At 40.6% G+C, this 24,741-nt stretch carries 22 protein-coding genes and 1 riboswitch; of the genes, 4 read left to right on the top strand and 18 right to left on the bottom strand.

Annotation, left to right across the window (positions count from 1 at the left end; genetic code table 11):
- Window positions 1-270 precede the first annotated feature (270 nt).
- Together ACIF8R_RS07185 and ACIF8R_RS07180 are read left to right on the top strand one after the other, a co-directional pair.
- A complete protein-coding gene (locus tag ACIF8R_RS07185) occupies window positions 271-846 on the top strand; it encodes a DUF805 domain-containing protein (RefSeq protein ID WP_396479939.1) in 576 nt (191 codons plus the stop codon).
- 113 nt (window positions 847-959) lie between these two features.
- Window positions 960-1,940: a mechanosensitive ion channel family protein gene (locus tag ACIF8R_RS07180; RefSeq protein WP_111855199.1), complete on the top strand. Its 981-nt coding sequence runs from the start codon at window positions 960-962 to the stop codon at window positions 1,938-1,940.
- Here ACIF8R_RS07180 and ACIF8R_RS07175 read toward each other — a convergent pair.
- From ACIF8R_RS07175 to prfB, 5 genes are all read right to left on the bottom strand, one after another.
- A complete protein-coding gene (locus tag ACIF8R_RS07175; RefSeq protein WP_396479936.1) occupies window positions 1,920-2,627 on the bottom strand; it encodes a 16S rRNA (uracil(1498)-N(3))-methyltransferase in 708 nt (235 codons plus the stop codon). The two genes, ACIF8R_RS07180 and ACIF8R_RS07175, sit on opposite strands and share 21 nt — an antisense overlap.
- Window positions 2,624-3,916, bottom strand: coding sequence for a 3-deoxy-D-manno-octulosonic acid transferase (locus ACIF8R_RS07170; protein WP_396463022.1), 1,293 nt, complete (start codon window positions 3,914-3,916; stop codon window positions 2,624-2,626). The genes ACIF8R_RS07175 and ACIF8R_RS07170 overlap by 4 nt, the downstream gene beginning before the upstream one ends.
- 168 nt (window positions 3,917-4,084) lie before the next feature.
- Complete coding sequence (locus ACIF8R_RS07165; protein ID WP_396479934.1) at window positions 4,085-5,143, bottom strand: alkene reductase; 1,059 nt, start codon at window positions 5,141-5,143, stop codon at window positions 4,085-4,087.
- Window positions 5,144-5,171: 28 nt separating this feature from the next.
- Entirely contained in the window at window positions 5,172-5,474 is a 303-nt protein-coding gene (locus ACIF8R_RS07160) for a helix-turn-helix transcriptional regulator (protein ID WP_002053977.1), read from the bottom strand.
- Between the two features lie 199 nt (window positions 5,475-5,673).
- Window positions 5,674-6,769 (bottom strand): peptide chain release factor 2 gene (gene prfB / locus ACIF8R_RS07155; RefSeq protein ID WP_099143691.1). Its coding sequence is split into 2 segments (ribosomal slippage): window positions 5,674-6,696 and window positions 6,698-6,769, totalling 1,095 coding nucleotides; the frame shifts between segments, so codons are not numbered across the junction.
- 391 nt (window positions 6,770-7,160) lie between these two features.
- Here prfB and ACIF8R_RS07150 point away from each other — a divergent pair.
- Window positions 7,161-7,928 carry a putative porin gene (locus ACIF8R_RS07150; protein ID WP_311069944.1) on the top strand — a complete coding sequence of 256 codons (768 nt, stop codon included), beginning with the start codon at window positions 7,161-7,163 and terminating at the stop codon, window positions 7,926-7,928.
- Between the two features lie 42 nt (window positions 7,929-7,970).
- Here ACIF8R_RS07150 and recJ read toward each other — a convergent pair whose 3' ends face one another.
- From recJ to ACIF8R_RS07095, 11 genes are all read right to left on the bottom strand, one after another.
- Window positions 7,971-9,671, bottom strand: coding sequence for a single-stranded-DNA-specific exonuclease RecJ (gene recJ, locus ACIF8R_RS07145; RefSeq protein WP_396479932.1), 1,701 nt, complete (start codon window positions 9,669-9,671; stop codon window positions 7,971-7,973).
- On the bottom strand, window positions 9,672-10,328 hold the full coding sequence (gene pdxH / locus ACIF8R_RS07140; protein WP_046879663.1) for a pyridoxamine 5'-phosphate oxidase: 657 nt from the start codon (window positions 10,326-10,328) through the stop codon (window positions 9,672-9,674).
- Window positions 10,329-10,338: 10 nt separating this feature from the next.
- Window positions 10,339-11,676: a phosphoglucosamine mutase gene (gene glmM / locus ACIF8R_RS07135; RefSeq protein WP_046879661.1), complete on the bottom strand. Its 1,338-nt coding sequence runs from the start codon at window positions 11,674-11,676 to the stop codon at window positions 10,339-10,341.
- 148 nt (window positions 11,677-11,824) lie between these two features.
- Complete coding sequence (guaB, locus tag ACIF8R_RS07130; RefSeq protein ID WP_311069946.1) at window positions 11,825-13,291, bottom strand: IMP dehydrogenase; 1,467 nt, start codon at window positions 13,289-13,291, stop codon at window positions 11,825-11,827.
- A gap of 135 nt (window positions 13,292-13,426) precedes the next feature.
- Window positions 13,427-13,792: a YkgJ family cysteine cluster protein gene (locus ACIF8R_RS07125; RefSeq protein WP_263614815.1), complete on the bottom strand. Its 366-nt coding sequence runs from the start codon at window positions 13,790-13,792 to the stop codon at window positions 13,427-13,429.
- Between the two features lie 91 nt (window positions 13,793-13,883).
- Window positions 13,884-14,681, bottom strand: a complete 798-nt coding sequence (locus ACIF8R_RS07120; RefSeq protein WP_396479929.1) for an MBL fold metallo-hydrolase — start codon at window positions 14,679-14,681, stop codon at window positions 13,884-13,886.
- A gap of 270 nt (window positions 14,682-14,951) precedes the next feature.
- Window positions 14,952-15,527: a TMEM165/GDT1 family protein gene (locus ACIF8R_RS07115; RefSeq protein ID WP_004711493.1), complete on the bottom strand. Its 576-nt coding sequence runs from the start codon at window positions 15,525-15,527 to the stop codon at window positions 14,952-14,954.
- 15 nt (window positions 15,528-15,542) lie between these two features.
- A riboswitch (yybP-ykoY riboswitch) is annotated at window positions 15,543-15,739 on the bottom strand.
- 36 nt (window positions 15,740-15,775) lie between these two features.
- A complete protein-coding gene (locus ACIF8R_RS07110; RefSeq protein WP_396479927.1) occupies window positions 15,776-16,048 on the bottom strand; it encodes a hypothetical protein in 273 nt (90 codons plus the stop codon).
- A gap of 149 nt (window positions 16,049-16,197) precedes the next feature.
- Window positions 16,198-18,186 (bottom strand): 2-oxo acid dehydrogenase subunit E2, encoded by a 1,989-nt coding sequence (locus ACIF8R_RS07105; protein ID WP_396479925.1) that lies wholly within the window; start codon window positions 18,184-18,186, stop codon window positions 16,198-16,200.
- A 2-nt stretch (window positions 18,187-18,188) separates the two neighbouring features.
- Window positions 18,189-20,906: a pyruvate dehydrogenase (acetyl-transferring), homodimeric type gene (gene aceE / locus ACIF8R_RS07100; protein ID WP_263614819.1), complete on the bottom strand. Its 2,718-nt coding sequence runs from the start codon at window positions 20,904-20,906 to the stop codon at window positions 18,189-18,191.
- 251 nt (window positions 20,907-21,157) lie between these two features.
- Window positions 21,158-21,850, bottom strand: coding sequence for a M23 family metallopeptidase (locus ACIF8R_RS07095; protein WP_263614820.1), 693 nt, complete (start codon window positions 21,848-21,850; stop codon window positions 21,158-21,160).
- Window positions 21,851-21,957: 107 nt separating this feature from the next.
- Between ACIF8R_RS07095 and ACIF8R_RS07090 the strand changes: the two genes are divergently transcribed.
- On the top strand, window positions 21,958-22,398 hold the full coding sequence (locus ACIF8R_RS07090; RefSeq protein ID WP_263614821.1) for a DUF721 domain-containing protein: 441 nt from the start codon (window positions 21,958-21,960) through the stop codon (window positions 22,396-22,398).
- Window positions 22,399-22,495: 97 nt separating this feature from the next.
- Here the strand turns inward: ACIF8R_RS07090 and lpxC are convergent, their stop codons facing one another.
- Together lpxC and ftsZ are read right to left on the bottom strand one after the other, a co-directional pair.
- Window positions 22,496-23,398, bottom strand: a complete 903-nt coding sequence (lpxC, locus tag ACIF8R_RS07085; protein ID WP_031982274.1) for a UDP-3-O-acyl-N-acetylglucosamine deacetylase — start codon at window positions 23,396-23,398, stop codon at window positions 22,496-22,498.
- A 110-nt stretch (window positions 23,399-23,508) separates the two neighbouring features.
- Entirely contained in the window at window positions 23,509-24,684 is a 1,176-nt protein-coding gene (ftsZ, locus tag ACIF8R_RS07080) for a cell division protein FtsZ (protein ID WP_396479923.1), read from the bottom strand.
- Window positions 24,685-24,741: the final 57 nt, after the last annotated feature.

Raw genomic sequence — 24,741 nt, 5'->3', positions numbered from 1 at the left:
AATTTCATAACGCAGTTTTGGGTAATTTTAGCTACAACCCTTTGGGACAGAAATACTTTTTGATGCTGTGTCGTTAGATATTACTCATTTAGAATAACTAAATATTCATAATATCTGCCTACCATCATCTAAAAAGTATTCTCTGTCGCAATCATAGATAAAATATAAACAGACCCTCGCATTACTTTTATAATTTTTTTAAGTTTTGATGGTTTTGACCATCAACAAAGATTATTTTAACTTTTAGACGCAGCACAGGAATAAAATAATATGTTTGCCGAAACACCCTCTTCACGTCCACCACAACTTCCATTTAAAGACAGCCCTTTTTCAATTCATGGTCGCTTTAACCGCATGAGTTATTTGGGTGGTTATGGACTGATTTATTTAGTCACCCTCTTGGGCTATTTCATTTTGGCTTCATTTCTTGGAAGTTTTCAGCTTTCAAGCAATTTATTTAATTTTGAATTTTATAGCTCTCTTTCTGGAACCAGTGCCTTGGTAGTCTGGGCTTTTTCGCTGTTCCTGATTTATTTAAATATTGTTCTCGTTGTTCGACGCCTGCACGATCTAAATAAGAGTGGTTGGATGGGATTGCTATTGTTCATTCCAGTTGTTCAGTTCTTTTTTATGATTTATTTACTGCTTGCCTCAGGTACAGCAGGTCCAAACGAGTACGGTCCTGTTCGACCAGCAACGTTTATAGAAAAACTCATGGCTTGGCTTATTTTATTCGCTATTTTAATTAGCCTTATTTCAACAGCAGGAATTTTTTATTATTTCTCAGGAACTGATACCTTAGAAACACCGACACAAATCTTACAAAAAGGAACGGAATACTTTTAATTAAAAAACACTTTATTATTTAGATGAACTCATTATAGTAGGCGCACATTTTATCTCCTACTATGATGAAAGCCGAAAATCGCTTTCATAAATTTTTTTAATTGAGACTTGCCGTGGCTGATGAACAAAAATCCTTAACGGATGTCGCAAAAAATACAGGCGAACTTTTGCAAGAAGCGGGCACTAAAACCACTCAAACGGTTTTAGCCCATACTGAAAAGTATCATGATGCCTATACCACTATCGACAAAATCGTGGATAGCTTCTGGGAACGTGTGCCTTATATATGTATTGCGATTATCGTTTTTATTATTTTTTGGCTACTGACCAAATTATTTAAGTTCTTTGTTCGTAAAACCTTAGAAAACCGCTCTTATACTCGCCAAAATCTGGTACTTGTTTTAAACCGTGTAGGCAGTACAACAATTTTATTCTTTGGTTTCTTAATTGCTCTCGTCATTATGATTCCAGGGTTCACACCGGGCCAACTCATGAGTGCCTTAGGTATTGGTTCGGTCGCAATTGGTTTTGCATTTAAAGATATCTTTCAAAACTTACTGTCAGGCATCTTAATCTTATTAAGCGAACCATTCCGCATTGGCGATTCGATTGTAGTGAATTCGCTTGAAGGAACTGTTGAAGATATTCAAATTCGTGCAACATTCTTACGCTCGCCAGATGGTCGTCGCATTGTTATTCCAAACGCAACTGTTTATACCAGTGCTTTAACTGTAAATACTGCTTATCAACAACGACGCTGTGAGTTTGTAGTCGGAATTGGATATGACGATGACGAACAAAAAGCCAAACAGATTATTTTAGATATTCTTAATAATGACCGAAATGTACTGAGTCAGCCAGCCTTCTCGGTTAACGTTACAGCGTTAGCAGATTTCTCGGTTAACCTGACTGTACGCTGGTGGGTTGATACAACTGAAACTGATATTTCGTCATCTACGAGCACTATTCAAGCTCAGGTCAAGCAAGCTTTTAATGCGAACGGAATTAATATTCCTTACCCAATTCAGGAATTAAAAATGGCCGCAAATCAGCCACTTTTAAATTCTGAAGCATCAACTAAAGAGACGACCTAAAATATAAGAAATAGACGTTTCAGTTCTTAAAATACGGTTGCCTAAGCTCACAGCTTGGCAGCCGTTTTTTGTGAGCAAATCAACTTCATAGGGAATAAAGCCACCCTCGGGACCCACGACTACACTACAAGCATGAGGAATATCAACTGGCATGCTCTGCTCGGCATAAGGGTGAGCCACATAGGCTGGTGTTTCTTTCGAGATCAAGCTTGGTAGAATGTCTTCAACAAAAGGTTTAAAGCGTTTGTACATGTGAATTTCAGGAACAATCGTGTCACCTGCTTGCTCAAGCCCTAAAGTCACATAGTTATCGAGTTGTTGCAAAAATGGAGTTTGCCAATAGCTTTTATCTACCCGATAACTATGAATCAAACTAATTCTTTCAACCCCTAAAGTCACACTGTCCATGATTAAACGGCGTAAAACTTTGGGTCTTGGTAAAGCTACGATTAAATGAACCGGAATTTTTGCAGGGACAGCTTCTTCACTAATAGGTCGTATACAAACTTCTTGCTCGTTAATCGAAATAATTTCAGTGACATAACGCGCGCCATTACGAATACCAACTTTCAGATTTTGGCCAGCCGTAATATCAAGATGTTCACGTAAATGTTGTAATTGGCGCTTTGAATGAATCGACCAGATTTCTGACTGAGTATCTTCAGGTTCTAGTAAAACAATATTCATGGTTTTTCGGCCAAATACCGGTTAATCACCCCAATATGTTTTTGTAATGAACCTTGGTTACGCTGTAATACTTTATGCGCCTGTACCACTAACTGTTCAGTGGCTTCAGGTTCTGCCAGACAAGCCAACCAGATATCAACGACCTGCTGTGCATCTTGAGCAATCAGTACGCCATTTTCATCAATGAACTCATCAACAATTGTTTGAAAGTTGAAATAACGAGGTCCAACCACTGTAGGTACATTTAAAACCATAGGTTCTAAAATATTATGTCCACCACCCGGCTCATTTAAAGAACCGCCTACAAAGCACACCTGACTTAAGGCGTACCATAACCAAAGCTCCCCCATGCTATCGGCCAAGTAAACCTGCGTGCTGGCATGAATACTCTGCCCCATGCTTCTTCGATGAGTGACTAAATTTAAATTTTGGCAAACCTCAAATACTTCATCGAAGCGTTCAGGATGGCGCGGTACAACTATACATACCAACTCACGATCTGAATTTAAATGAGGTGCAAGTGCCTCCAAAATTTGTTGTTCTTCGGGTGCATGTGTACTGGCAATCGTCACAACCTGACGATTTGCCAAATACCACTGCTGATGCAATTGGGCAGCTTGCTTAATAAAAGCCTCAGGTGCATGAATATCAAACTTAATATTTCCAACGACCTGACTTTTATGCTCGTCTAAACCAAGCTCGACATAACGCTGACGGGTTGCACTATCTTGTGCTAATACCCAATCGATTTGCTTTAACATACCAGCAGTTAAACCTGAGACTTTGCTATAACCTTTTGCTGACTTTTCAGATAAGCGAGCATTAAGTAATAAACATGGTACATGCTGCAACTTGGCTTGATCGATTAAATTTGGCCAAAGCTCGGTTTCAACTAGTGCTAAAAGTCTCGGTTGGTATGACTCGAAAAATTGTTTTAAAAGCGGTTTTTGGTCTACAGGCAAATAAACTGCTTGGAATAAATCTAGATAAGGTTCTTTTAAAAAAAGTGACTTGGCACGAGCTTGACCTGTTTTTGTAGTATTGGTCACTAAAACTGGCTGGCCAAGTTTGAGATAGTGCTCAATGAGTGGCTGTGCAGCATTGGTTTCCCCGACTGAAACAGCATGAAACCAGATGGCTTTTACATTCTTCGGATCTTCAAACGGCCCAAATCTTTCCAGACATTCCTGATGATATAATTCCAGACTTTCTGCACGTCTTTTTATCCGCCAGCGATAAAACGGTTTTAATAAATGGAGTGCTGTGTTGTACCAAAATGGGGTCGCCAAGCGGTTTGCCTCAAATAGTCAAAATTTAAAAACTGGGGAAAATATAACATAGATAAAAAAAATGGCAGAGTTTCGATACCTAAACTCTACCATATACAAGAAAAGTCATTGACTGAACTCACAAAAGAGCAAGTTCAGCAAATAGTAAATCTAAATAAAATAATGATTTTATGAAGCTTCTAAAGCAGGATAGTCCGTATAACCTTCAGCGCCTTTAGCATATAAAGTCGTTGGTTGAAGTTCATTTAATGGTAGACCTTGCTCTAAACGTTGTAAAAGATCTGGGTTCGCAATATAAGCCTTACCAAAAGATACAGCATCTGCCTGACCTTCACGCAAAATACGTTTTGCTGACTCTGGTGTCAGGTTTTCATTAGCAATCCACACGCCATTAAATTTTTCGCGAAGTTTAGGACCAATACTATCGGCAGCTTCGTATTCACGAGAGAAAATGAAAGCTACATTACGTTGACTCAATTGTTCAACCACATAACCGAATGTGGCTAACGGATTTTCATCACCCATATCATGAGAATCGCCACGCGGTGCAATATGTACACCTACTCGGCCAGCGCCCCACACTTCAATAAAGGCATCAACCACTTCTAATAATAAACGAGCGCGGTTTTCAACCGAACCACCATACTCATCATCACGTTGGTTGGTATTACTTTGAAGGAACTGGTCAATTAAATAACCATTTGCAGCGTGTAACTCAACACCATCAAAACCTGCTGCTTTAGCCAGCTCTGCTGAATGTTTATACTGAACAACAACTTCTTGAATTTCTTCAATTGAAAGCGCACGTGGTTTTACATATGGGCGCTTAGGACGTAATAAACTCACTTCACCCGCAGGTTGAATCGCACTTGGTGCAACAGGAATATCGCCATCCAAAAGTTCAGGATCTGAAATACGGCCCACATGCCAAAGTTGAACTACAATTTTTGAACCTTGCGCATGAACTGCTTCAATAATCTTGTTCCACGCTTGTGCCTGCTCTTGTGACCATAGTCCTGGAGTGTCTGCATAACCCACAGTTTTTGAACCAATCACTGTTGCTTCAGTGAGAATGAGACCAGCATTTGCACGTTGCTGATAATATTCCACCATTAAGTCGTTTGGAACACGGCTTTCGCCACTACGTGCACGTGTTAATGGGGCCATTACCAGTCGATTTTTAATTTCAAAATCACCAACTGTTAAGGGAGTATTGAGTTCAGCCATGATCGCCTCGACTTACACTTTATTTGTTTTAAAGTGTTTGTTTTAAATGTTCGATATATTGCTGAATCAAAGCTTCGTTACGTGAAAAATAAGACCATTGTCCATATTTTTGGACCTGAATGAGACCTGCCTGCTGTAATACAGACAAATGATTGGACATGGTAGACTGAGCTACTTTACCCAAACGTTCAATATGACCTGCGCAAACCCCTTTTTCAAAACTACCACCACACTCTTCTACCGGTAAATAATGCGCAGGTTCTTTTAACCATTGCAGAATCTGCCGACGCAGAGGATTGGCTAGGGCTTTGCTAATTGCATCAATATCCATAGGCTCAACACGTCTTTTAAACGAACAAAGCTTTGTTCAGCATTTCGAAAACATAATATCGCATTTTTTCGATATTCATATCCATTTTTTTCGATATTCATATCGTATTTTTCCGATTAACTTCCGATCACTGAACTGCTTTGCCGTTTTAATCGCTAAAAATTTAAGAGTTTTAGAGAACTAAAAGTTCAAAAGACTCTTATAACCCCTGCTTTAAACTCGCTTCAATGAAACGATCAAGGTCACCGTCAAGAACTGCACCAGTGTTTGAGTTTTCAACACCTGTACGTAAGTCCTTAATACGAGAGTCATCAAGTACATAAGAACGAATTTGGCTACCCCAACCAATATCAGACTTCGAGTCTTCAAGTGCTTGAGCCGCTTCATTACGTTTTTGCATTTCTAGTTCATACAATTTTGCACGTAACTGTTTCCATGCATGATCACGGTTCGCATGTTGTGAACGCTGGTTTTGACACGCAACCACAATACCAGATGGGATGTGTGTCAAACGAACTGCTGAATCTGTTTTGTTAATGTGCTGACCACCTGCACCAGATGCACGGTAAGTATCAGTACGAACATCAGAAGGATTAATATCGATTTCGATATTGTCATCAACTTCCGGTGAAATAAATACCGCAGAGAATGACGTATGACGGCGGTTACCACTGTCGAATGGTGATTTACGCACTAAACGGTGTACACCTGATTCTGTACGTAACCAGCCATATGCATATTCACCTTCAACACGAATCGTTGCAGATTTAATCCCTGCTACGTCACCATCAGATACTTCCATAAGTTCTGCTTTAAAACCGTGACGTTCAATCCAGCGCATATACATACGTAATAACATTGAAGCCCAATCTTGTGCTTCTGTACCACCTGAACCTGCTTGAATCTCGACATAGCAAGGATTCGGGTCCATTGGGTTGCTAAACATACGGCGGAATTCAAGTTTTGCTAATTCTTCTTCGGCAGCGCCAAGCTCAGATTGCACATCTACCAGCAAGCTTTCATCATCAGCTTCAACAGCTAAATCGAGCATTGCTTTGGCATCTTCAAGCTGTGTAGATAAGCCATCTAATACATTAATAACGTTTTCTAGTTCGCCCTTTTCTTTTGCCATTGCCTGAGCACGGTTTTGATCATTCCAGATCGCAGGGTCTTCTAACTCACGTAAAACTTCTTCTAAACGCTCTTTTTTCAGATCGTAGTCAAAGATACCCCCGTAGTGTTTGGCTACGATCAGTTAAGTCTTTCAATTGGTTTAGATAAGGATTAATTTCCACGCGAGTGTTCCCATAAAAACAGATAAACAGTCGAATATTTTATCATAGCTATGGTTATCTTCGAACCTGCTTTAATCTTTAACTCGTATTTTCAATTTAAAAGTTTTTTATTTCTTTCAGAAGATTTTAAGCTTTACTCGTAACATCCCCATACAAAATTGGGTACTTTTCCAGCATTTTTGAGTTTCTACACAAAATCTCCTCAATTTTAATAAAATAAAACATTATGTTTTTATATTCAAAAATCAATAAGTTAAATTAAATATATTTACAAAAAAAGCACATGGTTACAGTACGGTTACTTGTGCAAGATTGACGGTAAATGATTTTGCTCTAGACTAAAAGTTGTAACAAAACATTTATAAAATCGTTTTTAGAGGGGAGAGATTCCATGAAAAAACTAGCAATTGCATCAGCTCTTTTATCTGCTCTTGCAGTAAGCGGCGCAGCAAACGCTTACCAAGCTGAAGTTGGTGGTTCTTACACTTATCTTGATCCAGATAACGGCAGCAGCGTAAGCAAATTCGGTGTTGACGGGACTTATTATTTCAATCCTGTGCAAACACGTAATTCACCGCTTGCTGAAGCAGCATTCTTAAACCGTGCAAGCAACGTTAACGCACACGTTAACTATGGCGATAACAGCGGTACTAAAGATACTCAATATGGCGTAGGTGTTGAATATTATGTTCCTAACACTGACTTCTACCTTAGCGGTGATGTAGGCAGAAATGAGCGTGAAGTCGACAACACCAATATTGACAGCAAAGTAACTACTTATGCTGCTGAGGTAGGTTACTTACCAGCACCAGGTTTGTTGCTTGCTTTAGGTGTTAAAGGTTATGACGAAAAAGACGGTAAAGATGGCGCAGACCCTACCGTTCGTGCGAAATACGTAACTCAAGTTGGTCAACATGACGTAAACCTTGAAGCTTATGGCGCATTTGGTGACCTTGACGAATATAAAGTTCGTGGTGACTACTACATCGATAAAACTTTAAGTTTAGGTGTGGACTACTACAACAATGACTTAACTGATAAAGACGAATGGGGCATTAATGCTAAAAAATTCTTGAATCAGCAAGTAAGTCTTGAAGGTCGTATTGGTTTCGGTGATAACGACAACACTTATGGTGTTCGTGCAGCATACCGCTTCTAATCTTACCTAGATTAAAAAAATCCGCTCAATTGAGCGGATTTTTTATTGATTTAAATGCACAATTCGCAGCTGTAAGCTCACATTGCCATTAAAAACATTACGGTCTATTTCATAGACCAGATGTACATGGTCACGCATAGGGTCAAAGTCGAAGCGACCTGCTGCATTAAAAGCAATCGCATCGAAACTATATTGATCTATCGCCAATCTAAGCTTTAAATGTGTCTCTTTGAGCCAACGGAAATCGATAACTTTAAAATGTCCTTCAAATTGAGGCAGTGGAAATTTTTGTCCCCACGGCCCTAACTGCTCAATCCAGTTCAAAGTATCTAACTGCAAAGCAGAAACAGGTAGCTCGCCATCAGTCCATAATGTCGCTTGAAAGATTGAATCATCCATCGCAGCCACACAGTTATTAAATACCGTTTTAAAGGCTTCAAAGTTTTCTTTACGTATTGTTAAGCCCGCCGCTGCCGCATGCCCACCAAAATGGCTCACTAACTCAGGATGTTGTTCGGCAACTTGTTCAATGGTATCTCGAATATGCACCCCATCAATTGAACGTGCAGATCCTTTAATATGGACACCATCTTCATCGGGTGCAAAAACAATTGTAGGCCGATGGAAATGTTCTTTTAGACGGCCCGCGACTATACCAATGACGCCTTGGTGCCAATTTTCTTCAAATAGAACAAGCGCCGCAGGAATATCTTGCTGTGAAAGTTGCAAAGTATCTAAGGCAGATAAAGCTTGTTGCTTCATCTCCCCTTCAATTTGGCGGCGATCTATATTTAACTGATTTAATTGCTGAGCAATCGGATATGCAGTTTCCATCGTCTCTGCTAATAAACACTCGATTCCGATGCGCATGCTCTCCATGCGCCCTGCTGCATTAATGCGTGGCCCAAGCACAAATCCTAAATCTTGCGCACGTATTGAAGTTGCTTCTCGACCAGCAATATCAAGTAAGGCTAAAATCCCTACTCGACACTGATGTTGCTGAATGCGTTTTACACCAGCATCGACCAATATACGGTTGTTATAGTCTAGAACAGCCACATCTGCATAAGTTCCCAAAGCGACTAAGTCTAGATATTGAGTGACTTTGCTTGTGCTTTTGCCTTGTCTATTACGTAGACTCGCCAAATTGGCAAGTACATAAAAAGCAACCCCAACACCAGCAAGCGCTTTACTTGGAAACTCACATCCTAATTGATTTGGGTTCACCACCGCCTCAGCAAGCGGGGTTTCTTTTGTTGTTAAATGATGATCGGTAATAATCACTTGCATGCCTAGGGCATGTGCTGCATCAACACCAGCATGACTAGAAATTCCATTATCTACCGTAATTAATAGATCGGGTTGATAAGTTCGATGAGCAAGCTCAGCAATGGCAGGAGTAAGTCCATAGCCATATTTAAAACGATCGGGTACCAGATAGTCGACTTGTGCTCCCATATCGCGAAGCACGAGCATCATTAAAGCTGTGCTGGTTGCACCATCAGCATCATAGTCCCCCACAACCACAATTTTTTTCTGTTCATCAATGGCTTGATCCATTAATGCGACAGCAGCATCCAATCCTTTGAGCTCTGGAGCAAGCAGATTCTTAAGTTTTAGCTCTAGTTCTTGTTCAGACTGCACTCCACGTCTTGCCAAAATCTCGGCAATAAACGGAGGCACGCCCTGAAACTGTTCAGGGCGTGTCAATAAAGGTCTTTGTTTAATTTGTATTTTTGTCATTTAAGGCATCAGTCGGTGCAACGTCCATTGACCGTCGATTTTTTCATAACTCAAGCGGTCATGTAAACGATTTGGTCGTCCTTGCCAGAATTCATAATAATCCGGTTGCAGACGATATCCGCCCCAAAACTCTGGCTTATCGAGTACTTCACGGCTTTGAACTTGTTGTTGCAAGTCTTGGAAACGCTGCTGTAACAACTCTCGACTTTCGATCTTTCCGCTTTGAGGCGTACTGATATGAGCTGCAATCTGGCTATCACGTGGACGTTTATGGTAATAGTCAGTAGATTCCTGTTCAGGAATCTTCACAACATACCCACCCACTCGTACCTGACGCTCTAGACTTGGCCAATAAAATAACAGCTCAGCATATGGATTTTCTGCCAAATCTGCCCCTTTCTGGCTGTCATAGTTGGTATAGAAATCATACCCTGCTTCTGTCGCACCACGTAACAATACAGTTCTGACATGCGGACGACCGTTAGCACTTGCAGTTGCCAACGACATCGCATATGGTTCGTGCAAGTTAGCAGCTAAGGCATGATTAAACCAACCTAAGAATTGCTCATGTGGATTGCTAGCTACTTGTGTCTCGTACAATTCACCTTGTTCATAGCTTAAGCGTAATTCACTTAAGTCTTTAATGACATCACTCATGCCATACACCTTATGCGACTTGTGCTTGTGAACGGACTGCATTTGCTAAATGTTCAGCCAAAGCATTCACTTCTTGTTCATCATCACCTTCAACCATGACGCGAATGACTGGCTCAGTTCCAGACTTACGAACTAAAATACGTCCACGTCCTTTAAGCTGCTCTTCTGCTTTATTGAACTCAGTCACTAATGCCGGAATAGAGTATGGATCAAGCATTTGTTCTAAACGTATATTTACAAGTACTTGCGGGAATAATTTAAAGCCCTGAACCAATTCATGGAGCGCTTTATTCTGCTCAACCATTACCGTTAACACTTGAAGTGCTGCAATAATCGCATCACCTGTTGTGCTCTTGTCTAACGTTAAAATATGACCAGATGGCTCACCACCTGTGACCCATCCATTTTCATCTAATGCTTGTAATACATAGCGGTCACCAACTTTTGCACGAACAAAGCCAACATTTGCTTTTTCAAGTGCAACTTCAAGTGCCATATTACTCATGACTGTACCAACAATACCTACTGGCTTGTTTTTCGCCTGAGTCGCTAAAATATATAAGATATGGTCACCATCAATTAAGTTACCAAACTTATCAACCATCACGACACGGTCAGCATCACCATCAAAGGCAATTCCTAAATCGGCTTCTTGTTCAACCACTGCTTTTTGTAAGCTTTCTGGATGTGTCGAACCACAGTTTTCATTAATATTTAAACCGTCTGGTTCGTTGTAGAGAGCAACAACTTTGGCACCTAGCTCACGGAAAACTGAAGGCCCAACGCTATAAGCTGCACCATGTGCACAATCCACAACAATTTTTAAATTATTTAAATCGAAGTGGTATGGGAATGTAGATTTACAAAATTCGATGTAACGGCCATTTGCATCATTTACACGAACACTTTTACCTAAGTTCGCAGTGTCTTCAATAAATAAATCTTTTTCTAATTCTTTATTAATTTCTTCCTGCAATGAATCTGGTAATTTTTTACCTTCACTTGAGAAGAACTTAATCCCGTTATCAAAATATGGGTTGTGCGATGCAGAAATAACAATGCCTGCGTGTGCATGTAAGGCACGGGTAAGATGTGCAATTGCCGGTGTCGGTAATGGACCAAGCAAATGAACATATACGCCAGCCGCATTTAGCCCCGCCTGCAAAGCAGACTCCAAAATATAGCCAGATAAACGAGTATCTTTTCCTAATACAACAAGCGGTTTATTTTTTGGACTCGTTCGTTTTAATACCTTCCCTGCGGCAAACCCGAGTTTTAAAGCAAACTCTGGTGTAATCGGCATTTGCCCAAATTTTCCACGAATACCATCCGTTCCAAAATAACTCATAGCTTATCTCATTTTACGCCACTTCAGCCGTGGCTCATTTCATATATGGCCATTCTGCCATATCTCTTTTCATTAGATTTACTTTACACCAAAAACAAAAAGCCGTCAGTGTACTGACGGCTTTCTTGATTGATTTGGTTACCAAAATCTAACCAACACGATAGTTCGGAGCTTCTTTAGTAATCGTTACGTCATGAACATGTGACTCAGACATACCCGCTGAAGTAATCTTCACAAATTTCGCATTTTGGCGAAGATCTTCAATCACTGATGAACCCGTATAACCCATAGATGAACGTAAACCACCCATCATTTGATGAACAATGTTACCCATTGGGCCTTTATATGGAACACGACCTTCAATTCCTTCTGGTACTAACTTTTCAGCGCCTGCTTTTGAGTCTTGGAAGTAACGGTCAGCAGAACCTGTTGCTCCAGCCATTGCACCTAATGAGCCCATACCACGATATGCTTTGTAGTAACGGCCTTGGAAGAATTCAACTTCACCTGGTGCTTCTTCAGTACCCGCTAGAAGTGAACCAACCATGATTGTGCTTGCGCCCGCACCGATCGCTTTTGCCATATCGCCAGAGAAACGAATACCGCCATCTGCAATTAAAGGAATTTGATCTTTCAGTGCATTAGCAACGCTGTCAATCGCAGAAATTTGCGGCATACCAATACCTGCCACAATACGTGTCGTACAGATAGAACCAGGGCCAATACCTACTTTTACAGCATCTGCGCCTGCATCTAATAATGCTAATGCAGCATCACCAGTTGCGATATTACCGCCAATCACTTGTACTTGAGGGAAGTTTTGTTTTACCCAACGTACACGTTCAATAACACCAGCAGAGTGACCGTGTGCTGTATCAACAACAATAACGTCAACACCAGCTTCAACCAACGCTTCCACACGACTTGGTGTTTCAACGCCTGTACCTACCGCAGCACCAACACGTAAACGACCAAGATCATCTTTACAACTGTTTGGATAACTCTCAGCTTTACGGAAGTCAGTTACCGTAATTAAACCTTTGAGTTCGTTGTTTTCGCCAACAACCAAAACTTTTTCAATGCGATGCTTTTGCAATAATGCTTGAATATTTTCTTTAGACTCGCCTTCACGCACTGTAACCAAACGATCTTGGCCTGTCATGATGTTACTAACAGGTTGTTCCAAGTTAGTTTCAAAACGCGTATCACGGCCTGTCACAATACCAACAACCTTGCCGTCTTTAACAACAGGTACACCGCTAATGTTATTAGCGCCAGTAATTGCAATAAGTTCACGTACTGTAGTTTCTGGGGTTACAGTGATTGGATCTTTCACCATACCCGCTTCGAATTTTTTCACACGGCGTACTTCTGCAGCTTGAGCAGCAATATCCATGTTTTTGTGCAAAATCCCGATACCACCATTTTGCGCCATTGCAATCGCCATACGTGACTCAGTCACTGTATCCATTGCAGCTGAAACTAATGGGATATTTAAATGAATGCCGCGAGTTAAACGTGTCTTTAGAGAGACATCTTTTGGGAGAACAGTAGAGTAGGCAGGAAGTAATAAGACATCATCGAAGGTTAGCGCTTCTTGAACGATGGTCAGCATAACAATCTCACTGGTAAATTCCGTGAGCTATTATAAACAAATTTCAATGCAATTTTCATATTATCTTTGCCTTTTTCAGCAATAGATATTCACCTACTCTAAATATTTCTCACTTATTATCGTGTTAGCTCATATTTAACTCACCTGATCATAGTCATGATCATTTTCTGAATCTGCTGGACTTACTTCAATCAGAGGAATCAACTGGTGCGCCAAGCGCGCTTTGTTACACTGTTCATCAGCAATCTGTACCTCTTTACAGGTAGAACTACGCACAGCATAGATAGAACAGCCCACCTCTTTACCAATTTCCCCCGTCAAAGCCTGACATCGTGGCTGAGCCTGATTAGTTCCACGCATACACGAATAAACGGGTGTCAAAGGTTCAACAAGATGTTCATCTATGAACTCGGCCTCAGCCCAGTAAAATGAAACCCGAAAATGTGCACAACATGCCCCACAGCGAAGGCACTCATCTGGAGTCGCAACTTGAGATAACATTTTTATTCAAATTCTCGTCATCAAAAATTTTTCTGTGACGCAAAATCCTAAAAAAATTTCAAATTGGACTCAAGATATTGGACTTAACTTTTTATGTTGGGCAGCTGAAAATTTGTTCAGTCATTAAATCTACACCACATGGCAAGGTCTCAATCCAATCTAAAAACTGGTTAATCATTTCTTTGCCAATAAATGGAGTACCATGCTGAGGCACAATCATTTCAATATCCATTTGACGAACCATGTTGACCCATAAACGGATGACTTTATTGGAACACATATAACGTTGGTGAAAAGCTTTCATTTTCATCACATGAGCATCGAAATCTTTGAGAGGCTGACTTGCATCTTCAACAATAGAAGCCCCCATATCACCAGAAAATAAAATTTTGGCAACTGGATCATAAAACTGAAAATTACCCACAGAATGTAGAAAATGTGCCGGAACCATGACAAGCTTTGATTCACCTAATTTAATCACTTGACCACGATCTGGCAGCTCAATGAGACGGTCTTCCCAATTTCCTTTCATACGCTCACTCATAAATGATGAATTTAAGTGAGGTAAAAAACGTGCCCATAATTTGGAAGCAACCACTTTAGCATCGGTATAAACCAACCAACGAGGCATTGAAGTAATAATATCTGGGTCTTGATGTGAAGCGATTACATAGTCCAGATTTTTAAGACGAGTATATTTATTAAGTTCCATCGTCAATGGAACATAGGTCAAGTCACCACCTGGATCAATAACAGCTGCCCTTTCATGATCAATAATTAAAAATTGATTGGCTTGTATGCCTTCCCCTTTCACCAAACTGGTAAAACTAATACATTTATGTACGCCATTATCAAATAGTATCTGCGATGTTGTTTTTTCAAACCCCATACAATTCCCCAAAAAAACTTTAAATATTAGATATTTTTATATCCCTACTAAAATAAAGGGATTCTAAAGCACTTGCAATGAATTGATTGATATTTCTCATAATATTTTAAAATTGATTTTACTTTTCTTATTCTATAAATGAATCATCAATAAATTGAGCAACCCTCTAGCATCTCCTTAAATAAACAGTATCGTGAAGTTTAACTACTTAAACACTCAATAAAAAACGCACTCTTAATGAATGCGTTTTTATATAAAGCGAAAAGTATTTTAGAAGAAATAATGTTGTACTAATGTAGAAACACCTACGATAAAGAAAATAGCTGCACCAATTTTATGAATGAGCGAGATAGATAAACGTTCAGCCAATTTATTACCAATAAATACAGCTGGTGCATTCGCGATCATCATCCCTAGTGTTGTACCCAGCATCACCCAGAAAATGCTGTCATAGCGTGCAGCTAAAGCGACAGTTGCAATTTGGGTTTTATCACCAATTTCTGCTAAGAAAAATAAAATAAAGGTTGCACCAAAAACACCAAACTTTTGCCATTTATTAATACTATCAGTTTCATCATCGAGCTTATCTGGAATAAGCATCCAGAACGCCATACCAATGAAACCAACCGCGAGTACCCAAACTAAAATTTCAGGACTGAGCACGGTCGTAATCCACTGCCCAAGCACAGCAGAAATACCATGGTTAATGAGTGTTGCTAAAAGAATCGCAATTAAAATAGGGATTGGCTTACGAAAACGCGCAGATAGTAAAAGTGCCAACAATTGAGTTTTATCACCCATTTCAGCGAGGGCAACAATTGAGGTAGAAATCAGAAATTCTTGCATGTCGGTTCTCTGGCTAGCATAAATGCCTATGACCTACCCCTCCTGCTAGCCAAATATCATAAAATGATTGCAGAGTGGTAAATCAAAGGTCTTGCCAACTCAGGAACGATGAGACGTTTAAGCTATGATGACCATGTTCTGTTGAACAATTATGTTGACCATCACCTATTCACATTTGCTGTGAATAGCGGCTACTCCCCAATGAAGTATGCGTTTATTATATTCAAGTCACTCTATTTTTCAAACATTCAAGCAATAAATTTTACCCACGCCCACACCAATAAACGCGCAAGACCTAATAACACTGCAAAATAAGCACTTATATGAATGAAGCCAATAGGGCTGCTGCTCGTTCCAGCCTGATATTCAAAGGGCAAAATCAAAGTAGCGACAAACACCTCAAAACCCATCACCACATAAGTCATCCATTCCCACGGGAAATGCAAAATACTGACCCATATTCCCATCAATAAAAATACAATCAACAGTAAGGGCAACATAATTTTCAGGAAACCCAACATTTACTATTTCTCCTTTACCCAATAACGAGAAATTTCTCCTCACGCTCAATAAGCCTTGCTTAGCCTGTAGATTAACCCAAAATTTAATTAAAGAGACATCAAAAACAAAACCCCGCCGAAGCGAGGTTTTAGTTAATTATTTCAAAGCATTAGATTAATAAAGTACGAATATCTTTAAGAAGCTTCGTAAGTTTATTTGTAAAGCGAGCGGCATCTGCACCATTAATTACACGGTGGTCATAAGACAATGACAACGGCAACATTAAGCGCGGATCAAAGTCTTTACCATTCCATACTGGCTGCATTGTTGCAGGTGAAATACCTAAAATTGCAACTTGTGGCCAGTTCACAAGAGGTGTAAATGCTGTGCCACCTATTGCGCCTAAGCTTGAAATGGTGAAATTCGCACCTTGCAAGTCTTTCGGTGATAATTTCTTATCACGCGCTTTTTGACCTAACACACCCAATTCAACTGCAATTTGCTTAATTGATTTTTGGTCTGGGTTACGAAGTACTGGCACAGTTAAACCATCAGGTGTTGCTACTGCAATTCCCATATGGATTTCATTGCGCAAGAGCACTGATTTACCGTCATCAGATAGATGACCTGCGAACTCACGCTCTTCTTTCAACAAATGCGCAACCGCTTTGATAATGAATGCCATAATCGTCAGGCTGATACCTTCTTTTTTGAAGTTGCCTTTCAGTTCATTACGCCAATCTTCTAACTCAGTAATATCAGCCAAATCAAACTGGGTGACTTGCGGAATAAAATTGTTCAGCGACAATTGCGGAATTGATACTTGCTGCAAACGCGTCAGTACTTTTTCTTCCACGCCACCAAATGCAGTAAAGTCAGGAAGCTTTGGCAAACCTGAAACCGCTGGTGCAGCCGCAGCAACTGGCGCCGCCGCTTGCGGTGCAGTTAAACGACTCTTCACATAAGCAAAGATATCTTCTTTAACAACACGGCCATGCTCACCAGAAGTTTTGACTTGTGACAAAATCACGCCAAGTTCACGAGCAAGCTTACGAACAGCAGGGCCTGCATATACTTTAGCGTTTTCAGCTTCTTGCTCTTTCGTTAACTTATCAGCACCAGATGTTGACACTACAGGCGCAGACTGAGTCGCAGCAGGAGCTGTCGCTTTAGGTTCTGCTGTCTGTGGAGCCGGTGCAGCTTCTGCTTTTGCCGCTGGAGCTGCTGCAGGTGCTTGACCTTCAGCTTCAATTGTTGCGAGCAATACGCCTTGTGAAACCTGTTGGCCTGCTTGTAAGTGAATTGCTTTTACAACACCAGCAACAGTACTTGGAACTTCTACAGTCGCTTTATCAGATTCAACTACAACAAGGCTTTGGTCTACATCAACTTTATCGCCAACTTGTACCAAGATTTCAGCAACAATTGCTTTATCTACACCTAAGTCAGGAACATTGATATCAACTGGACCAGATTGAGTAGTAGCAGCTGCCACTACAGTTTCTTGCTTTGCAGCAACTGGTTCAGCGGCCGCAGCTGGAGCTGCTGTAGAAACAGGAGCGTCTGCTTGTGCACTTGATGCAGACGTCGTTTTCACTTGAATAAGAACAACACCTTCTTTAACGGTATCGCCTTCTTTCACTTGAATACTTTCTACAGTACCAGCAACACTGCTTGGAACTTCTACAGTCGCTTTATCTGACTCTACAACAACAATACTTTGTTCAACATCAATTTGGTCACCCACTTTAACGAGGATTTCACCAACTAATGCTTTCTCAACGCCGATGTCAGGTACAGTCACGTCAACTGTTGCAGTTGATGTAGCGTCAGCTGGTTGAGCTGAAGCTTGAGTTTGTTGTGCAGGTGCTGGAGCAGCTGGTTTTTCAGCCGCAGGAGCCGGTGTTGGCTCTGGTGCTGCTTGTGCTGCACCTTCTGCTTCGATCTCAATCAAAGCAACACCTTCAGTCACATCATCACCTTGGTTAATCAAGATGCTTTTTACCACACCTGCTGAAGTGCTAGGCACTTCAACAGTTGCTTTATCAGACTCAAGCACAACGATACTGTCGTCAACTTCAACGCGGTCGCCAACTTTTACTAAAATTTCAGCGACGTTTGCTTTATCTACACCAATATCAGGGGTCTTAATTTGCATGCTTAGTTCCCCTCACCTGTTTGCGTTTCATTGTATTCAGCAACTGGCTGAACTTCCGGATGTGCTTGTGGAGCCCATGCAACCGGACGGTCAGTATCTAACTCAAAGTTAGAAATTGCATCTTTCACTAAACGTGCATCTACTTCACCTTCGTCAGCTAGTTTTTTCAACGTAGCAACAACGATATGTGCAGCATCAACACCAAAGAAACTACGTAAGTTCGCACGTGTATCTGAACGGCCATAACCATCTGTACCCAATGCAACAAATGGACGACCATCTGGAAGGTACGCACGAATTTGTTCGCTATAAGCACGCATATGGTCTGTAGCAGAAACTACGATACCTTCTGTACCACGTAATTGCTTAGATACCCAAGATTCTTTCACTTCTTCAGCAAGTGGGTGTAGGCGGTTGTATTCTTCACATGCCATACCATCACGAGACAACTCATTGAAGCTTGTTACGCTCCAAACGTTTGAATGGATTTGGTACTCATCACGTAAGATTTTCGCAGCTTTAATCACTTCACGAAGAATTACACCTGAACCAAGTAATTGGACAGTTGCTTTTTCATCTTTTTCGAACAAGTACATACCACGTTTAATGCCTTCCTCAGCGCCTTCTGGCATTGCAGGATGCTCGTAGTTCTCGTTCATTACTGTTAAGTAATAGAACACACGTTCTTGGTTCACATACATACGTTTTAAACCGTCATGTACGATTACAGCTAACTCATAACCAAAACATGGATCATAAGATACGCAGTTTGGAATTGTGTTTGCCAAGATATGTGAATGACCATCTTGGTGCTGCAAACCTTCACCGTTCAATGTTGTACGACCAGCAGTTGCACCTAACAAGAAACCTTGAGCTTGTGCATCACCAGCTGCCCATGCAATGTCACCAATACGTTGGAAACCAAACATTGAGTAGTACATGTACATTGGAATCATTGGCAAGTTATTCGTTGAATAACTTGTCGCTAACGCAGCCCATGCACTCATCGCACCAGCTTCGTTAATCCCTTCTTGAAGCATGTGACCGTCACTTGCTTCACGATAATGCATTAACTGTTCTTGGTCTTCTGGAGTATATTTTTGACCGTGAGCAGCATAAATACCAAGCTGACGGAACATACCTTCTAAACCAAAAGTACGTGCTTCATCTGGAACGATTGGTACAACGCGGTCTTTAATTGCTTTTTCTTTAAGTAAAGCTGCAATTAAACGAACCATTACCATCGTAGTAGATTGTTCTTTACCACCTGAACCGTTTAATACAGCATCAAATACAGATAATTCAGGAATCGCTAAAGTTTCACTCTCACGACGACGCGCAGGTAAGTAACCACCTAATGCTTCACGACGCGCCTTCATGTACTTCATTTCTGGAGAGTTTTCACTTGGGCGATAGAATGGGAGCTCTTCTAACTTATCATCTGTAAATGGCAGGTTAAAACGGTCACGTACATATTTCAAAGAGTCGATCTGCATTTTCTTGATTTGGTGAGTTTTGTTCACCGCTTCAATTTCTTCAGACAAACCGTAACCTTTAACAGTTTTCGCAAGAATAACTGTTGGTTGACCTTTAGCTTTCATTGCTTCTGCATATGCAGCAAAAACCTTGTACGGGTCATGACCACCACGGTTGAGATTATCGATGTCTTCATCGCTTAAGTCTTTTACAAGTTCCGCAGCTTCTGGGTACTTGCCAAAGAATTTCTCACGTGTATATGCGCCACCTTTTACTTGATAGCGTTGGTACTCACCATCAACAGTTTCTTCCATTACCGCTTTTAAAGCGCCTGTGCTGTCTTTTGCAAGTAGTGGATCCCAATGACGGCCCCATACTACTTTAATGACACGCCAGCCTGCACCACGGAATAAAGATTCTAATTCTTGAATAATTTTACCGTTACCACGTACAGGACCATCTAGACGCTGTAAGTTACAGTTCACTACCCAAATAAGGTTATCTAACTTTTCACGACCAGCAAGTGAAATTGCACCAGTACTTTCTGGCTCATCCATTTCACCATCGCCGAGATATGCCCAGACTTTACGATCTTCTTCTTTGATCAAGCCACGGTTCATCAAATATTTTTGAATGTGTGCTTGATAAATCGACATGATTGGACCAAGACCCATTGATACAGTTGGGAATTGCCAATAGTCCGGCATTAAATATGGATGTGGATAGCTTGGTAAACCGTTACCGCCAACTTCACGGCGGAAATTACTTAACTGTTCTTCAGTTAAACGTCCTTCGAGGAATGAACGTGCATAAATACCAGGAGCACAGTGCCCTTGGTAATAAATCATATCTCCGCCAAAGTTATCGCTGTTTGCGCGGAAGAAATGGTTAAAACCTACGTCATATAATGTTGCACTTGATGCGAAACTCGCCAAGTGACCACCTAAATCATCACCTGTTTTATTCGCGCGAAGTACCATTGCTAAGGCATTCCAACGAATCAATGCACGAATACGGCGTTCCATATCTTGGTCGCCTGGCATTGCAGGTTGTTCTTCAACAGAAATTGTATTTAAGTAAGGTGTATTGAGACGTTGAATTGGAACATGCTTAGCAATTGCTTGTTGGTAAAGTTTTTCCAACAAGAATGCCGCTCGCTCAGTTCCCATATGTTGTAAAACTGAATCGAATGCATCTTGCCATTCTTGGGTTTCTTGTGCGTCGGAGTCACCGTAAAACGCCATAATTCACCTGTTCCTTGTTCTCTAATCTACTTTGTATTTTTACCACGTTTTGCCCCTCTCAAGTTATTGCCACGGGTGAATGTGAGGGGGCCCTATTATTTTCTGAATGAATAGTCATTGACCGAGCATGAGTCAAAATAACAAAAAAACGCCAATATTGGCGTTTTTTTATACGATCATTGCGTTAAGAAAGGTTTATGTTCATTTTCAGATTCACAAATTCAATAACCTTGATCTTTTAAGAAATGCAATTAAGGCAACATTGCTAAGTAAGTTGATGGATTCTTACGTTGACCATCTTTAACTACTTCATAGTGTAAATGTGGTCCAGTACAACGACCTGTACAACCCACATTAGCAATATGGTCACCAGCAGAAACCTGATCACCCACACGAACCATTAAACGTGAAGCGTGTGCATAGCGTGTTAAATAACCATTACCATGGTTGATTTCAACATACTGACCATAACCTGTACCCCAGCCTGATTTAGTTACAATACCAGGACCTGTTGCATAAATTGGCGTACCACTTGGCGCAGACATATCTAAACCACCGTGGTGCTCTGCACGACCACCCATGGTACGGCCACCAAAGTTAGAAGAAACACGTACGCTATCCGGAAGAGGGTGAGAAACTAACCAAGAATAAGGATTTGAAGAAGAGGCATTGAAAGAGCTTTTAGCGGTCGTATGACCATATTTTTTTGCCAGTGAGTCATTGTTGAGCTCAACTGTTTTTGGGCGTAAAGTGACTGAAACTTTAGCACTTGCCGGAAGATCTAAATCATCAGGATGCGTATATGAACCTTGAGATAATGTTTTTGATAACTGTTCCAATCGATCTGAGTCAGTAGATTGGTTAATATTTTGATAATCTGCAAAAGCAACCGATGCTGCCGAAGCGGCAAGTGAAAACGCTAATAAAATACGACGCGTGTGCATAAAAACCTCTTGAAACTGTTCTTACTCAAGTTCCTTATGATCTCTTCCTTGATATCGGTTGAAATGAACGCTTAAGATTAGGACAAGAAACCATTCGAGAACGATCAATGTCTAAACCCGATAACGTTTTTCAACAATCCGGAAAACACATAAAAACAGGAAACCTTACGTTTCTAACAACGCAAGTCGCGCAATGGCAAAGACTTACGAAAATAATCCAACCCTTATTGCCCCAACCGGAACAATGGCAGGTCGTGTGTTATCAAAATGGCACTTTAATTATTACTGGTGAAAATCAGGCAATGATTAGTCAACTCAGCTATTTACAGAGCCAATATATATCTAAATTATCTCAACTTGAAGGATTAAAAGACCTACAAAGAATTCAAGTTCGCCTAAGAAATAAAACTATTTCTACAGCGCCCCCATCTGAGCCTTCTAAATCCATCCCCCCGGAAACACAAGAAATGTTACGTAGTGCTGCCGACTTCGTGAGCGACCCTAAGCTTAGCCAAGCTTTACTACGTTTGGCAAGCAATAAAAAATGATGAGCTTTCTATTCCTTAATTAGAATCGTTCTTATTATGTGACTAAAATCACAATTTCCATTGTTACATTATAACGTAGCCAAATAAAGACAATGACTTATGTCACACTCACGTATGGAATTGGACAGTCTTTCTCGTCATTAAATGTTACAATTTCATAATTACTCGGATCACTTTGAACATTGCGTAATAGCTGATTATTTAAAGCATGTCCTGATTTATAACCATCAAACTTGGCAATAATTTGATGACCAAGTAAATACAAATCACCTACTGCATCTAAAATTTTGTGTCGGACAAATTCGTCAGCAAAACGTAAGCCTTCTTCGTTCACAACCCCTGTGTCATCTACACCAATGGCATTATCTAGACTTGCACCTAAAGCTAAATTATTTGCTTTGAGGTAATCTAAGTCTTTCATAAAGCCAAAAGTTCGTGCTTCACTGACCTCATACACAAACGTTTCGGTCGAAAAATCGATAGTCGCAGACTGATATTCTTTTGCAAAGGCAGGATGATCAAAATCAATGGTAAAATTAAGTTGAAAACCATTATGCGGTCTAAAAATTGCTTTTTTATCATCAATTAAAGCTTCAACTGGCTTTAATATTCTTATAAATTTTTTCGGGGCATCTTGTTCACGCAAGCCGCCTTGCATGAGCAAATAAATAAATGGTCCAGCACTACCATCCATAATTGGAACTTCAGATGCTGATACTTCTACGATTAAATTATCAATACCTAAACCCGCAATCGCACTCATTACATGCTCAATTGTACCGACCTTAATATCACCAGTGACAAGGTTTGAACACATAAATGCTTCTTGAATGAGCAATGCATTAGCAGGAATATCGACTGGTGGATCCAAATCGATACGGCGAAATACAATACCTCCATCCACGGTATGTGGAATGAAATTGATCATCACTTTTTGACCGCTATGAAGACCTATTCCACTCGCTTTTACCACACGATTGAGAGTACGTTGTTTCACCATGCTTTGTAACTTCTTTTTTAAAACCGCTATACGTTAGCATATTTAGTCATTGATCAAAAATAAAAAAAGGCAGTGTTTATACACTGCCTTTTAATAGATTGAACGCTGAATTACTTACGTTGCTGATTTTTCAAGTAATCTTGAATACTCATTGGCGAAGAACGCGGCGATGAACTTGGTGCATTATTCACATCATTTTCAGAATTTTGACGTTTATTAATTGCAGGAACATCATCTTCATCTACAGATTGTGCAGATTGAGTTGCGGTATGGCTTACTGTATTACGCTTTCTTGGTTCTGCATCAGCTGCATTACGTGTTAAACCAGTCGCTATAACAGTTACACGTAATTCATCACGCGCATCTGGATCAAATACCGTACCGTAGAAGATTTCGCCCTCATCAAGGTCAACAATCTGGTTAACTACATCAGTAATGATTTCAGTTTCGCGTAACGTGATGTCATCACCACCTGTAATATTAATTAACACGCCTTTCGCATTAATAATATTCACATTATCAAGTAGTGGACTACGGATTGCCTGTTCAGCAGCTTGACGCGCACGGTCTTCACCACGGCCTAAACCAGCACCCATCATTGCATAACCGCGAGTACTCATTGCAGTTTTCAAATCGGCGAAGTCAAGGTTAATGTGACCACGGTTAACAACAAGGTCAAAGATACTACGTACAGCATTTAACAATACATCATCTGCCTTTTTATAGGCATCTTTCATTGAAATATCACCATACACGCTTAATAAACGTTGGTTAGGAATAATGATCAATGAATCAACATGTGCTTCAAGCGCTTCAATACCACGCTCAGCAGATTTTTGACGACGACGACCTTCAAAGTTAAATGGAGTTGTTACAACACCAACAGTCAAAATCCCCATTTCTTTAGCAACTTCGGCAACAACCGGAGCAGCACCAGTACCTGTACCACCACCCATACCAGCGGTTACAAATACCATGTCAGTTCCTTCAAGGTGCTGACGAATAATTTCACGGCTTTCTTCTGCGGCAACCTGACCTACTTCAGGGTTAGCACCGGCACCTAGACCACGTGTACTTTGCTCACCTAACTGAATTTTGAAAGGAGCATTCATACAGTCGAGTGCTTGTTTATCTGTATTGGCACAAACGAATTTAACACCCTGAATATCAGACTGTACCATGTGCTGAACGGCATTACCGCCACCGCCACCTACACCAAATACAGTGAAACGGGCTTGACCGTTGCCATCGTTTAGTTCATCTTCTATAAATTCAAATGAGGCCATGACCTTTAGGGTTCCTAATACATTATGGCAGTCACTTCAGCCCGTATACTGCCTTGA

Origin of the sequence: Acinetobacter sp. ABJ_C4_1 (assembly GCF_044538495.1) — a bacterium.
In the GTDB taxonomy this organism is placed as follows: Bacteria; Pseudomonadota; Gammaproteobacteria; order Pseudomonadales; family Moraxellaceae; genus Acinetobacter; species Acinetobacter nosocomialis_A.
This window is presented reverse-complemented; position numbering and strand designations above follow the sequence as displayed.

What these genes read in the sequence shown, in the direction of transcription:
- ACIF8R_RS07105 (WP_396479925.1), bottom strand. Translation starts at nt 18,186, where the DNA reads ATGCAAATTAAGACCCCTGATATTGGTGTAGATAAAGCAAACGTCGCT.
- ACIF8R_RS07125 (WP_263614815.1), bottom strand. Translation starts at nt 13,792, where the DNA reads ATGTTATCTCAAGTTGCGACTCCAGATGAGTGCCTTCGCTGTGGGGCA.
- ACIF8R_RS07175 (WP_396479936.1), bottom strand. Translation starts at nt 2,627, where the DNA reads ATGAATATTGTTTTACTAGAACCTGAAGATACTCAGTCAGAAATCTGG.
- ACIF8R_RS07115 (WP_004711493.1), bottom strand. Translation starts at nt 15,527, where the DNA reads ATGCAAGAATTTCTGATTTCTACCTCAATTGTTGCCCTCGCTGAAATG.
- recJ (WP_396479932.1), bottom strand. Translation starts at nt 9,671, where the DNA reads ATGACAAAAATACAAATTAAACAAAGACCTTTATTGACACGCCCTGAA.
- ACIF8R_RS07120 (WP_396479929.1), bottom strand. Translation starts at nt 14,681, where the DNA reads ATGGGGTTTGAAAAAACAACATCGCAGATACTATTTGATAATGGCGTA.
- ACIF8R_RS07090 (WP_263614821.1), top strand. Translation starts at nt 21,958, where the DNA reads ATGTCTAAACCCGATAACGTTTTTCAACAATCCGGAAAACACATAAAA.
- aceE (WP_263614819.1), bottom strand. Translation starts at nt 20,906, where the DNA reads ATGGCGTTTTACGGTGACTCCGACGCACAAGAAACCCAAGAATGGCAA.
- ftsZ (WP_396479923.1), bottom strand. Translation starts at nt 24,684, where the DNA reads ATGGCCTCATTTGAATTTATAGAAGATGAACTAAACGATGGCAACGGT.
- ACIF8R_RS07150 (WP_311069944.1), top strand. Translation starts at nt 7,161, where the DNA reads ATGAAAAAACTAGCAATTGCATCAGCTCTTTTATCTGCTCTTGCAGTA.
- pdxH (WP_046879663.1), bottom strand. Translation starts at nt 10,328, where the DNA reads ATGAGTGATGTCATTAAAGACTTAAGTGAATTACGCTTAAGCTATGAA.
- ACIF8R_RS07095 (WP_263614820.1), bottom strand. Translation starts at nt 21,850, where the DNA reads ATGCACACGCGTCGTATTTTATTAGCGTTTTCACTTGCCGCTTCGGCA.
- ACIF8R_RS07185 (WP_396479939.1), top strand. Translation starts at nt 271, where the DNA reads ATGTTTGCCGAAACACCCTCTTCACGTCCACCACAACTTCCATTTAAA.
- glmM (WP_046879661.1), bottom strand. Translation starts at nt 11,676, where the DNA reads ATGAGTTATTTTGGAACGGATGGTATTCGTGGAAAATTTGGGCAAATG.
- ACIF8R_RS07110 (WP_396479927.1), bottom strand. Translation starts at nt 16,048, where the DNA reads ATGTTGGGTTTCCTGAAAATTATGTTGCCCTTACTGTTGATTGTATTT.
- ACIF8R_RS07160 (WP_002053977.1), bottom strand. Translation starts at nt 5,474, where the DNA reads ATGGATATTGATGCAATTAGCAAAGCCCTAGCCAATCCTCTGCGTCGG.
- guaB (WP_311069946.1), bottom strand. Translation starts at nt 13,291, where the DNA reads ATGCTGACCATCGTTCAAGAAGCGCTAACCTTCGATGATGTCTTATTA.
- lpxC (WP_031982274.1), bottom strand. Translation starts at nt 23,398, where the DNA reads ATGGTGAAACAACGTACTCTCAATCGTGTGGTAAAAGCGAGTGGAATA.
- ACIF8R_RS07165 (WP_396479934.1), bottom strand. Translation starts at nt 5,143, where the DNA reads ATGGCTGAACTCAATACTCCCTTAACAGTTGGTGATTTTGAAATTAAA.